At 63.7% G+C, this 12,949-nt stretch carries 7 protein-coding genes; 6 read left to right on the top strand and 1 reads right to left on the bottom strand.

Annotated elements, in window-relative coordinates; translation table 11 throughout:
* Nucleotides 1-398 (top strand): glucokinase (locus AC3WJE_RS18155; protein ID WP_493732230.1); only part of this gene is annotated, 398 nt, incomplete at its 5' end.
* A 151-nt stretch (nt 399-549) separates the two neighbouring features.
* Nucleotides 550-3,132 carry a TonB-dependent receptor gene (locus tag AC3WJE_RS18150; protein WP_493732229.1) on the top strand — a complete coding sequence of 861 codons (2,583 nt, stop codon included), beginning with the start codon at nt 550-552 and terminating at the stop codon, nt 3,130-3,132.
* Nucleotides 3,133-3,321: 189 nt separating this feature from the next.
* On the opposite strand, the gene AC3WJE_RS18145 is transcribed toward AC3WJE_RS18150, so the two are convergent.
* Nucleotides 3,322-4,362: a glucokinase gene (locus AC3WJE_RS18145; protein WP_493732228.1), complete on the bottom strand. Its 1,041-nt coding sequence runs from the start codon at nt 4,360-4,362 to the stop codon at nt 3,322-3,324.
* Between the two features lie 496 nt (nt 4,363-4,858).
* On the opposite strand from AC3WJE_RS18145, the gene AC3WJE_RS18140 reads away from it, so the two are divergent.
* From AC3WJE_RS18140 to AC3WJE_RS18125, 4 genes are all read left to right on the top strand, one after another.
* Nucleotides 4,859-7,432, top strand: coding sequence for a TonB-dependent receptor (locus AC3WJE_RS18140; protein ID WP_493732227.1), 2,574 nt, complete (start codon nt 4,859-4,861; stop codon nt 7,430-7,432).
* 179 nt (nt 7,433-7,611) lie between these two features.
* The gene (locus AC3WJE_RS18135; RefSeq protein WP_493732226.1) at nt 7,612-9,258 is read left to right on the top strand and encodes an alpha-L-fucosidase; all 1,647 of its coding nucleotides are present in this window, start codon (nt 7,612-7,614) and stop codon (nt 9,256-9,258) included.
* Nucleotides 9,259-9,269: 11 nt separating this feature from the next.
* Nucleotides 9,270-10,322: a glycosyl hydrolase family 18 protein gene (locus tag AC3WJE_RS18130; protein WP_493732225.1), complete on the top strand. Its 1,053-nt coding sequence runs from the start codon at nt 9,270-9,272 to the stop codon at nt 10,320-10,322.
* A 184-nt stretch (nt 10,323-10,506) separates the two neighbouring features.
* On the top strand, nt 10,507-12,936 hold the full coding sequence (locus AC3WJE_RS18125) for a beta-N-acetylhexosaminidase (RefSeq protein WP_493732224.1): 2,430 nt from the start codon (nt 10,507-10,509) through the stop codon (nt 12,934-12,936).
* The last annotated feature ends 13 nt before the right edge of the window (nt 12,937-12,949 follow it).

The raw sequence follows: 12,949 nt of genomic DNA, 5'->3' as shown, positions 1-12,949 counted from the left end.
CGCTGTCCGGCCCTGGCCTGCTGAATCTCTACAACGCGCTATGCGCGGTGCGCGGCGCTGCGCCCACGCTGGCAACGTCCGCCGACATCACCACGGCCGCACTCAGCGGCCAGAACGCACTCGCCGTGGAAAGCCTGGAGGTCTTCTGCGGCCTGCTCGGCAGCGTCGTCGGCGACATGGCCCTGCTGTACGGCGCGCAGGGCGGCATTTATCTGGCGGGCGGGATCCTCCCGAACATCCGCCAATTCCTGATCAACAGCAGCTTCGTCGCGCGCTTCCTCGACAAGGGGCCGATGCGCGAAGCGCTGCAGCGCATTCCCGTGAAGGTGGTTGAACACGGGCAACTCGGTGTGGTTGGCGCAGCGAGTTGGTACCTCGGTCGCAACAGCAACACCTGATTTTTCCCCTCCCCCCGGGGATCCGAAAGGTCCGCAGGATGCGGCAGCCGCAACACGCTTACGGCAATACCCGCTTACGCAAAACAGCCCAAGGCAGCCATGCGGCTGCCGCCCATCCAAAAACCCGCCAGTCAAACCAGGGGTGCTCACCATGAGTCACGACAATACCCGTCATATCAACAAGCTCGCCGTTGGAATCTCCATGGCGCTTTGCGTATGGGTACAGCAAGCCAGCGCACAGGATCAAACCACCACCACTACGTCGACATCCGCTTCCGCGACCTCATCGGACCAGAAGCCTCAGGATCTCGACACCGTCACCGTCACCGGCTATCGCGCATCGCTGGAGAAAAGCCTGTCGGTCAAGCGCGCAGCCAATGCCATCGTGGACGCGATCAGCGCCGAGGACATCGGCAAGTTCCCGGACACCAACGCCGCCGAGTCGCTCTCGCACCTGCCCGGCATCAGCGTGGATCGCCAGTTCGGCGAAGGTGAGAAAGTCAGCATCAACGGCACCGACCCGGCACTGAACCGCATCCTGGTCAACGGTCAGACCATCGCCTCCGGCGACTGGGGCGGCAACCCGACCGACACCAGCGGCCGCACCTTCAACTACACCCTGCTGTCACCGGAAATCATCGGCCTGATGGAGGTGTACAAGAGCCCCGAGGCGCGCATAGACGAAGGCTCGATCGGCGGCACTGTGATCGTGCACACGCGCAAGCCCCTCGACCTGCCGAGCAACACGATCCGCGGCTCGCTGGGCTACAGCTACAACGACCGTTCCGCCAAGGGCAGTCCGCGCGGCTCGTTCCTGTACAGCTGGAAGAACCAGGACGAAACCTTCGGCGCGCTGATCTCGCTCACCCACGACAAGCAGCAAATCTCCCGTGCTGGTATCGAGTACTGGGGCTATACCACCTACCAGGGGTACAAGATGCCGGTCGGCATCAACAGCGACTACTTCCAGCAGGTGCGTCAACGCGACGGCGCCCAGGTCGCGCTGCAGTGGAAGCCCAATGACCGCAACGAATTCAACCTGACCGGCATCTACATCAAGGGCAAGTACAACAACTACAGCGAGGCACGCTACGTCTGTCCGGCCTGCTCGGAAAGCGACATCACCTCGTACACCACCAAGAACGGCTACATCACCTCGGCCACGGTTGGCGGCGATGCCTATGCGGAGTTGGATACCAACTATCGCGTCAGCAAGGTGACCACCAAGAGCGTGAACCTGCGTCACGACTTTTACGGCGACAACTGGGTCTTCACCACCCAGGCCGGTACCACATCCGCCAGCGGCGGCAAGGATCCGGAATATCTGATGAAGTTCCTGCTGCTGTCCGGCGGCTACAACTTCAGCTACAACGGCCAGAGTTCCACCGTCAGCTACGACAACGGCAGCGCTTCCAACTGGGGCCTGACGAGTGGCACGCAGGCCGGTGGCATCTACTACTCGATCAGCAACGATCGCGAGAAGTACTTCCAGTTCGATGCGGCCCGTGACGTCGAATGGGGGCCCTTCAACAAGGTGCTGCTGGGTTACAAGTATATCGACCATGACAACAGCAACAGCGCCTGGGGTAATTCGCTCTACGCTGACTCCGACATCTCACTGACCGAGTTCAGCCCGGGCACCACGCCGAGCAACCTATATGACGGACTGAGCGCAGGCGGCGATCTGGTCAACTGGAACACCGCCAGCCTGGCCGCGGTGCTTGCCTATCTGAAGTCGCTGCCGCAGGGCGCCTACAAGATCGACTATGGCTCCTCCTTCGGCGTCAAGGAGCTGACCAACGATGCGTACGCACAGTTGAACTTCGAGACCGATCACTTCCGCGGCAACGTCGGCCTGCGCTACGCCTCCACCATGGACAAGTCTACCTATTGGCTGGATGGCGATAACGACGGCACCTATCAGCTGGCACAGTCCAAGACCAACTACTACAAGCCGCTACCCAGCTTCAACATCGCCTATGACCTGTCCGAGGACAAAATATTGCGCTTCGGCGCGTCCAAGGTGATCGCACGCCCACGCTATGCCGATCTGGCTGGCGCCACCTCGCTCGACGACAGCACCATGACCGGCAGCGGCGGCAACCCCAACCTGAAACCCTACGAGTCGGACAACTACGACCTGGCCGCAGAGTGGTACATCAACAAGGACAGCGCGCTCTCGGGTGAGTTCTTCTACCGCGACGTTGGCAGCTACATCGTCGACGTCACCACCGAACAGACCCTGACCAACTCAGTCACCGGCGTAAGCGGCACCTATTCGATCACCTCGCCAGTCAACTATTCCGGTGCCAAGGTCAGAGGTGCTTCGCTGGCCTACCAGCAGAGTCTGTTCTGGGGCTTCGGCATCCAGACCAATTACACCTACGCGAGTGCCAGCACCAGCGCTGGCCTGAACATGCCGTACCTGTCGCGTAATACCTACAACGTCATCCCCTACTGGGAGCATGGTCCGTTCAGCGTTCGCATTAACTACAGCTATCGCTCCGCGTACTTCACCCAGGTCGGCCGTCTCGATTCGGAAGTGTTCACCGCCGGGTACAAGGAGCTGGGCCTGAGCGCCGCTTATCAGGTCAATGACTGGATGTCGATCAACTTCAACGCCAGCAACCTGCTCGACTCCACCTACTACTGGTACAACGAGGTGACGTACGCACCGCTTGGCGTGTACAAGAGCGGCCGCTCGGCCCAGCTCACCGCCAACTTCAAGTTCTGATGCGGTATAGGCGCGCCACGGCCTCCCTTTGGGGCGCGCCTCTTTTTCATCCCGCCGGGCGCGGAGACGGACCACGTCCCCGCGCCCGGCATTCGGATGCTCAGATCCCTCGCAGGCGTCTACGCCTCCACATGCCGGGATTCAAAGGGCCGGCCCTTCGCACCAACCCACACATTCATATGCGGGGATTCAATCGTACTGTTGCACGAACCAGTTCGCCGCACCGATCACACCTAGTTGCCCGTGTTCCACAAGCTTGACCGGCACCTGTTCCAGCGCGGGACGCATCTTGCCCTTGTCGAGCATGCGCGCACGGAACTGGCTGGCCGCCAGCATCTGCGCCATACGCGGCAGCAACCCACCGGCCAGATAGACGCCGCCACGGATGCCATAAAGCAACATCATGTCGCCGACGACACTACCCAGCAGCCCACAGAAGATCGCGAGGGTTTCGCTGGCCAGCGCATCACGCCCCTCCTGCGCGGCCGCGGTGACTTCAGCCGGCAAGGACAGAACCGGGCCGATACCTCGCAATACGCACAAAGTCCGATAGAGCGTGAGCAATCCCGGACCGGACAGAAGCGATTCGATCGATACATGTCCGTGCGCACGACGCAGGGCCTGCAGCAGCTCGACTTCGACATCACTGGCCGGCGCCAGGGCAGCCTGTCCGGCCTCGGTCGGCAATACCCACGCCTCACCATCGGGACGCAGCGCCCACAGCGCGGCTCCCAGGCCGGTTCCAGGCCCCAACACCAGTACCGCGCCATCCTGCAGTTGTGCGGGCCCCGACAAGTGCAGCACCTCCTGCTCGGCCATGTTCGGTGCCGCATGCGCCACCGCTTCGAAGTCGTTCACCAGGTCGAGACGATGCATGCCAAACCGGCGCCGGATCGGCTCCAATTCGAGTTTCCAAGGCAGGTTGACCCCGATCACGCTGCCATCGGTCAGGGCGTAGCCGGCACTGGCCACCACACCACGACGCGGTGCCTCGATCCCGCACTCCGCGACGAACCCGGCGAGGATCTCGTCCAGACCCGAATAGTCCGCACAGCGGTACGTGCGGTAGTGCCGCAACTGGATCGGCTCATCGCCAGCCCTTGGAGTGGCCAGCGCGATGCGTGCATGCGTGCCCCCTACGTCGGTCACCAGGAAGCTGTCGGGCACCCTGCCAGTCGCCGACTCGGGCGCGAGATCGGCACGGTCCACGATGCGTGTTGCTGATTGCATGGTCGCAAAGATTGTTTCGGAAGATATGCGGCCAGTGTACATCGATGGACAACGTTGTCATTTACTCGGAACTGGCTCTGAGCATCCCATTCCGGCAGTAATCAGAGGCCCATCGCGACCATCTGACGGGCGTCACATATTCACGGAATTTCGCATGTTTCAACATGTATTGGCGAACTTCAGCGTGGCTTTCATGCGCGCCGCCAAGCGGCATGCCACAAGGTTCCGGCGGACGTCACACCCTCCTGATTTCGCGCGTACGGACTGCTTATGCAGATCCACATGACATCCTATTGACAACGTTATCAACTCTCCCGAGACTCGGTCCGCCTGGACGCCAGTCCGGCAGGACGCCGACAAGAAGAAGCGCACGCCCTCCGCCGAACTAGCCATGTCCGTCCCCCCACGCGCATGTCCGGACAACGCTCGATCGATTGCAGGCACCAGCAGCTCATCCGCTAGACCAGTACCGCGACCGTTATCCACGAGGTTAGTCATGCATAGCCGTACCACCCAGTTAGCTCTCTGTATCAGCGCAGTCCTCTCCTGCTCCGGCATCGCCCGGGCACAGGAGCAGACTCAGCAGCAGGACGAGGACAAGAGCCCCACCACCGCCACCCAGCTCGACGCCGTCACCGTCACCGGCTATCGCGCCAGTCTCGGCAAGGCGCTCAGCGTCAAGCGCAACGCCGATGCGATCATCGATGCGATCAGCGCCGAGGACATTGGCAAGTTCCCTGACACCAACGTGGCCGAATCGCTGGCGCATCTGCCCGGCATCAGCGTCGACCGCCAGTTCGGCGAAGGCGAGAAGGTCAGCATCCTCGGTACCGATCCGGCTCTGAACCGCGTGCTGCTCAATGGCCAGACCATCGCATCGACCACCTGGGGCGGCGATCCCAACGACTCGGACAACCGTTCGTTCAACTACAGCATCCTGCCGTCCGAAGTGGTCGGCCTGATGGAGGTCTACAAGTCGCCCGAGGCTCGCATCGACGAGGGCAGCATCGGCGGCACCGTGATCGTGCACACCCGCAAGCCGCTCGACCTGGAACGCAACGCCGTGTCTGGCAGCGTCGGCTACAACTACAACGACCGCTCCTCGACCGGGCGTCCCAACGCTTCGTTGATGTACAGCTGGAAGAACAAGGACGATACCTTCGGCTTCCTGGTCTCGGCCTCGCACTCCAACAAGATCATCCGCCGCGACGGCGTGGAGATCTTCGGCTACGGCGACTCCTCCAGCTATCCCAGCAGCGCCACCAACGGCAGCAGCGGCTCCGTGCCGACGTCGCTGAACACCGCGCTGTTCCAGCAGAAACGCGAGCGCGATGCGCTCACCACCGCGTTCCAGTGGAAGCCCGACGAAACCTTCGAGCTCAATGTCACCGGGCTGTACATCAAGGAAAACTTCGACAACTGGAACCAGAGCCGCTACGCCTACTGGGCAGGCAACACCAGTTCCGCCGAATCGCTGGGCTTCACCAACGGGGTGGCGACCTCGGGCACCTTCGGCTCCACTGCCACCACCTATCTGGACGGCTATTCGCGCCACACCACGGTCAAGACCGGCAGCTTGAACATCCAGGCTGATGTGCATGGCTACGACTGGAACATGTCCAACACGATCGGCTACACCCGCTCGACGGGCGGTGCCGACAACATCTACGGCGCCACCTTCACCTCGACCGGCGGCTACAGCTACGACATCGACGGCAAGAACACCTCGATCAGCTATGACAATGATCCGACCGATCCAAGCAACATGACGCTCAGCAGCGTCTCGCTAAGCCGCGCCCCGACCTACGATCAGGAAGCCTATTACCAGTTCGACTTCGATCACGACATCGACCTGGGGCCGCTCCACAAGATCCGGACCGGCGTGAAGATGAGCAACCACGAGGCCGGCACCACCTCCTACAGCAAGACCTGGAGCATCAGCGACGGCACCACCCTGAGCAGTTTCTACGGCGGCAACACGCCATCGGACTACCTCAACGGCATCTCCGCCAGCAGCGACATGGAGAGCTGGGCCACGATCAACCGCAGCGCGCTGGAGAACTACATCGACACGCTGTCCGGTTCGAGCAGCCTGGACTTCTCCTATAGCGGCACCTACAGCATCGAGGAGCGCAACCGCGCCTGGTACATCCAGAGCGACTATTCGGGCGAGCGCTACCGCGGCAACTTCGGCCTGCGCTACGTGCACACCACCGACGACACCGAGGGCTACAACTACAACACCGATGGCAGCTACTCGCCGGTCAGCTATTCGCACAGCTATGGTCGCTGGCTGCCGTCATTCAACTTCGCCTACGACCTGCGCGACGACCTGATCGGGCGCTTCTCGGTGGCCAAGGTGATCGCTCGGCCGCGCTACAGCAACATGACGCCGTACGTGTCCACCAGCGACAACACGCTGACCGCCTCGACCGGCAACCCGAACCTCAAACCGTACGAATCGGTGAACTACGATGCGTCGCTGGAGTGGTACTTCTCGAAGGACAGCATCCTCAGCGGCGAGCTGTTCTATCGTGACATCTCCAACTACATCCTCACGATGACCGAGGACAAGGAGTACTACGACCAGACCACCGGCACCACCGCCACCTACTCCACCTCGCTGCCCATCAACGGCGGCCACGCCAAGGTGCAGGGTGCGGCGCTGGCGTATACGGCCAACTTCGGCCATGGCTTTGGCCTCGTGGCCAACTACACCTACGCCGACTCCTCGACGGATCAGGACTTCCAGCTGCCATACAGTTCGCGCAACACTTACAACATCAGCCCGTTCTTCGAGAACGGCAAGTGGAGCGTGCGCGTAAGCGAGAGCTATCGTTCCGAGTACTTCACCCAGTTGGGACGGCTCAATGGCCATCAGATGACCGATGCCTATACCGAACTGGACGCAACATTGGGCTACCGCATCAACGACGCCATCCAGCTCACGCTCAACGCCACCAACCTGCTGGATGAGACCTACTACAGCTACATCGGCACCAAGGACAAGCCGTATTACATTTACAAGAACGGACGCTCGTACGCATTGACCATGAACTTCAAGTTCTAGCAGCAGGCAACACCACACCGGTCCCAGGACCGGCCACGCCCCGGGGATTGTTCCGCCCGGGGCGCGGGGAGAGAACCGCCGCGCCCGATCCGGTCACTGGCATCCACCAGTCCGGATCGGGCACGGTCTCGAACATTTGCGGGATGGTGCTTCCATCCCGATTTCAAGGGGATACCATCATGAAAACGTATCGCGCCTCACCTCGCTCCGGGCCACTGCGGCTGGCCACGTTGGCGCTGTTGACTCTGGCGCTCTCCACCGCCGGTGCTGCCGAACCCACCGCGCCGACCGCGACCACGCTGTCGCCCGAACAGATCGATGCGCAGTGGCTCAAGGCCACCGCCAAGTACGCGCCCGAACGGCAACGTCTGGTACAGGAGGCCGACGACGGCGCGCGCAAGGGTCCGTTCCGTCCCGACTGGACCTCGCTCAAGCAATACCAATCGCCGTCCTGGTACGACAACGCCAAGTTCGGCATCTTCATCCACTGGGGCGTGTTCTCGGTACCCGAGTTCGGCAGCGAGTGGTATTCGCGCAACATGTACCAGCCGGGCTCGAAGGAATACCAGCACCACATCGCCACCTACGGTCCGCAGGCGAAGTTCGGCTACAAGGACCTGGTGCCGCTGTTCACCGCACCGAAGTTCGATCCCACCGCCTGGGCCACGCTGTTCCGCGAGGCCGGTGCGCGCTACGTGGTGCCGGTCGCTGAGCACCATGACGGTTTCGCGCTGTACGACTCGCAGCTTTCCGACTGGACCGCGGTCAAGATGGGCCCGAAGCGCGACCTGATCGGCGATCTGTCCAAGGCGATCCGTGCGCAGGGCCTGCACTTCGGCCTGTCCTCGCACCGCGCCGAGCACAACTGGTTCTTCGACGGCGGCCGCACGTTCGATTCCGACGTCAACGATCCGCGCTACGCCGATCTGTACGGCCCGGCGCAGGTGCGCCTGCCCGGCAAGGACGATGGCGACGTCACCAATGATTGGACACCGGTCGCGCAGGCGTGGCTGGACGACTGGCTGGCGCGCACCACCGAGCTGATCGATCGCTACGACCCGGATCTGATCTATTTCGACTGGTGGATCGCGCACCCGACCTTCCGCAGCACGCTGCCGACCATGCTGTCGTACTACTACAACCATGGTGCAGCCAAGGGCGGCGTGGTGGTGAACTACAAGCTCGGTGCATTCCCGGAAGGCGCCGGCACGCTCGACATCGAGCGCGGCCAGCTCACCGGCATCCATCCGACCCACTGGCAGACCGACACCTCGGTCAGCAATGCCTCGTGGGGCTACATCAAGAACGACACCTACAAGTCGCCGACCTTCATCATCCACATGCTCGCCGACGTGGTCGCCAAGAACGGCAACCTGATGCTCAACATCGGCCCGCGTGCGGACGGCAGCATTCCCGACACCGAGCGCAACATCCTGCTGACGATCGGCCAGTGGTTGAAGGTCAACGGCGAGGCAATCTACGACAGCACGCCGTGGCGCAGCTATGGCGAAGGCCCGACCGAAGTGGTCGGCGGCACCTTCCAGGACATCAAGACCAAGCCGTACACGGCGGAGGATTTCCGCTTCACCGTGCGCGACGGCGCGCTGTACGCGATCGAACTGGGCTGGCCGCAAGGCGGCGAAGCAGTGATCCACTCGCTCAAGCCCGCCGACGGCGTGCGTGCGGTGACGCTGCTGGCCAACGGCCGCAAGGTGCCGTTCGAGCAACGCGACGACGGCCTGCACCTGCGCCTGCCGGCCAAACCGGTCGGCGAGCATGCCTGGGTCTACCGGATCGAACTTTCTTCTCCCATCAACACACGCTGACGGAATTCCCGATGATCAAGCGACTGTCCGCGCTGATGCTGGCGCTGGCCCTGGCCGTGCCGGCCATGGCGAAAAACCCCACCGCCCTGTTCTATCTGATGGGCACGCAGAAATCGACCAACTCGTTCCTCGCCAACGTCGACAAGATCGACGTGCTGGTGCCGACCTGGTACGGCGTGGACGCCAATGGCCTGGTCAATGGCGGGCCCAACGAGTACCTCTACGGCATCGCACGCGCGAAGAAGCTGCCGGTCACGCCGATCCTGTCGATGACCGCCGGCCGTGAGGGCTTCCACAAGCTGCTGCACGACGAAGACGCCAAGAAGCACATGAACGAGTCGCTGGTCCGCGAGGGCAAGGCACGCGGTTACAAGGGCTTCCAGTTCGATTTCGAGAGCATCGCCTGGACCGATCGCGACGCCTACACACTGATGGTCAAGCAGACCGCCGATGCTTTGCACAAGGCCGGGATGACGCTGTCGGTGGCGGTGGTGCCGAACGCACCGGGCTACGCCGAGGGCGGCCGCTTCTCCAAGTGGATGTGGGAATACTGGCGCGGCCCGTATGACCTGAAGGCGCTGGGCCAGGCGGCCGACCTGATCAGCCTGATGACCTACGACCAGCACACCCGCTGGACCACGCCCGGCCCGGTCGACGGCATGCCGTGGATCAAGAAGCACCTGGACTACGCACTGACCCAGGTGCCGAAGGACAAGCTGTCGCTGGGCATCGCCACCTACGGCTACCGCTGGTACACCGGCGATCCGGTCAAGGCCGACGGCACCGAGGCCTCCAACATCTCCGCCGACTACATCGACGCCGACGAGTCGTTCCCGCTGGCGATCGAGCAGAACGCCACCGTGCAGTGGGATCCGGTCGAGCAGGAGTCGTGGTTCTACTTCTATCGCGACGACATGCGCGAGTGGGTGTTCCGCCCGGATGCGCGCAGCTTCCGCGCCCGCTACGACCTGGTGAAGCAGTACAACCTGCAGGGTTTCAGCTGCTGGGTACTCGGCGCCGAAGATCCGAAGGTGTGGGACGAGCTGCCGCTGGCCGAGCGTTGAGACCTGCATCGCACTCCGGTGGCCTGGAAGGGCCACCGGAGTGCTGCCGCGAGCGGACGCGCGATCGCGCATGATGCTGTGCAGCTCGTACCCAAGCGCGTCACACCGTACTCTCTACCACCACGCCGTACGACGTCCGCGCCCGACCCCGGTCGAGCGCCACTCGAATCACCGGGGATATTCCATGCGCTTACGTTCCGCACTTCACGCGATGGCCGTACATCGCCTGCGCGCAATCGGACTGGCCATGTTCGCTGCCGCGCTGCTCGGCGGTTGCAGCGACGAGCACCACACCGGCAGCCCGCCGCCGTTTCCCAGCGCCGCCTCCGGCCCGCACACGCCGCCACCGCTGCCGCTGATCCCGGTCCCCGCCGAGAGCCAGCGCCACAACGGCCGGCTCGACATCGGCCCGCGCACCTCGATCTCGGTACGTGCCGATGATGCTGCCGCGCTGCACAGCGCGCGCTACCTTGCCGACCTGCTGCGCCGCACCCGCGGTCTGGACCTGAGCATCAAGACCGAAGCCACGCCGAGCGCCGGCAGCATCCGCCTTGAACTTGATCCGCAGGCGCCAGTCGAGCAGAAGGAAGGCTACGCGCTCGACGTCGACCAGCAAGGCATGCGCATCGCCGCGCGCGACGACGCCGGCCTGTTCTACGGTGCGATCAGCGCCTGGCAGCTGATGACGCCCGATGCGCGTCATGGCGAGGTGTCGGTGCCGGCGGCCACCATCCACGACTGGCCGCGCTTCGGCTGGCGCGGGCAGCACCTGGACGTCGCCCGCCATTTCCAAGACGTCGATACGGTCAAGCACGTGATCGACGCGATGGCACAGCACAAGCTCAACGTGCTGCACCTGCACCTCACCGACGACCAGGGCTGGCGCATCGAGATCAAGCGCTATCCCAAGCTCACCGACATCGGCGCCTGGCGCACCCCGCCGGGTGCGGGCCGTCACGGCACGCCGCAGCGCTACGGCGGCTTCTACACCCAGGACCAGATCCGCGAGCTGGTCGCCTACGCCGCCGAACGCCACATCACCATCCTCCCGGAGATCGACATGCCCGGCCACGCACAGGCCGCCGTGGCCGCGTATCCGGAAGAGGTCGGCGTGACCAGCGAGCGCCCGGCCGTGTCGGTGGACTGGGGTGTGAATCCCTACCTGTTCGACACCGACACGCGCAGCCTGGATTTCATCCGCGGCGTACTCGACGAAGTGCTCGACCTGTTCCCGTCGACCTACATCCACATCGGCGGCGACGAGGCGGTCAAGGACCAGTGGGAAGCCTCGCCGGCGATCCGCACGCAGATGCGCAAGCTCGGCGTGCAGGATGCGCATGCGATGCAGGGCTGGTTCAACGAACAGCTCGCGCAGTACCTGACCGCGCACGGGCGGCGCCTGATCGGCTGGGACGAGATCCTCGAAGGCGGCCTGCCGGCCAGCGCCTCGGTGATGTCCTGGCGCGGCATCGACGGTGCGGTGGCCGCCGCCAAACTGGGCCACGACGTGGTGCTCGCACCGTCCGGCTGGATGTATCTGGACTACCAGCAAAGCACTCGCAGCGACGAGCCCAACGGGCAGCTGTACACACTGCCGCTGGCACGCGTCTACGAGTTCGACCCGGTGCCGGCCAGTCTGACCGCCGAGCAGGGCAAGCACGTGCTTGGCGCGCAGGGAGCGCTGTGGAGCGAATACATTCCCTCACGTTGGCACGTCGACCACGCCATGTTCCCGCGCCTGGCCGCGATCGCCGAGGTGGCGTGGTCGCCGATGGGCGCGCGCAGCTGGGACGGCTTCCTGGCACGCCTGCCGGCGCAGCTGCAGCGCTACAAGATGCTCGGCATCGACTACAGCGACGGCGCCTTCGCCGCCGACATCAACCTTGAAGGTGGCGCCAACCCGGTACTGGCCGGCGGCCCGGCCAAGGTCGTGCTCGGCAATCAGACCGGTTTCGGCCAGATCCGCTACACCACCGACGGCAGCGAACCGAGCCTGCAATCCTCGCGCTACAACGCACCGTTCGCGATAACGCTGCCGTCCACGGTCAAGGCCATCGTGTTCACCGAAGATGGCCGCCCGCTGGGCGCCACCCGCAGCCGCCGCTTCGACCGCGCAGCATTGCTCAGCATCGACAGCCAGGGCCTGCGCAACTGTTCCGACGGTGGTGCGCTCGGCCTGCGCCTACCGCTGCTGCCGGACATGCCCGATGCCGACACGCCGGTCTACAACGTCGATCTGTTCCACGCCTGCTGGCTGTATCCGAAGGCACGGCTGGACGGCATCGTCGCGCTGCGCATCGATGCCGCACGGCTGGCGCGCAATTTCGGCCTGGCACACGACCAGTCCAAGGTCGAGCAATATCCCGCCAGCACGCCGGGCGGCGAACTGGAAGTATTGAACGGCTGCAAGGGCGAACGTCTGGCCAGCGTGCCGCTGCCCGCTGGCGAAACGCTGGGCGAGCAGTTCGTGCTGGAAACACCGCTGCCGGCGCACACCGGCATCCACGACCTGTGCCTGCGCTTCACCGCACCGATTTCCGGTCCGCTGTATGCGATCGGCGCGGTCCAACTCATCGAAAACAACGCGCAGGCGTCGCCAGCGGCGCGGCACTGAACCACATAGGGAG

The organism is Pseudomonas sp. GW821-FHT07E12, from assembly GCF_058986605.1.
This window is presented reverse-complemented; position numbering and strand designations above follow the sequence as displayed.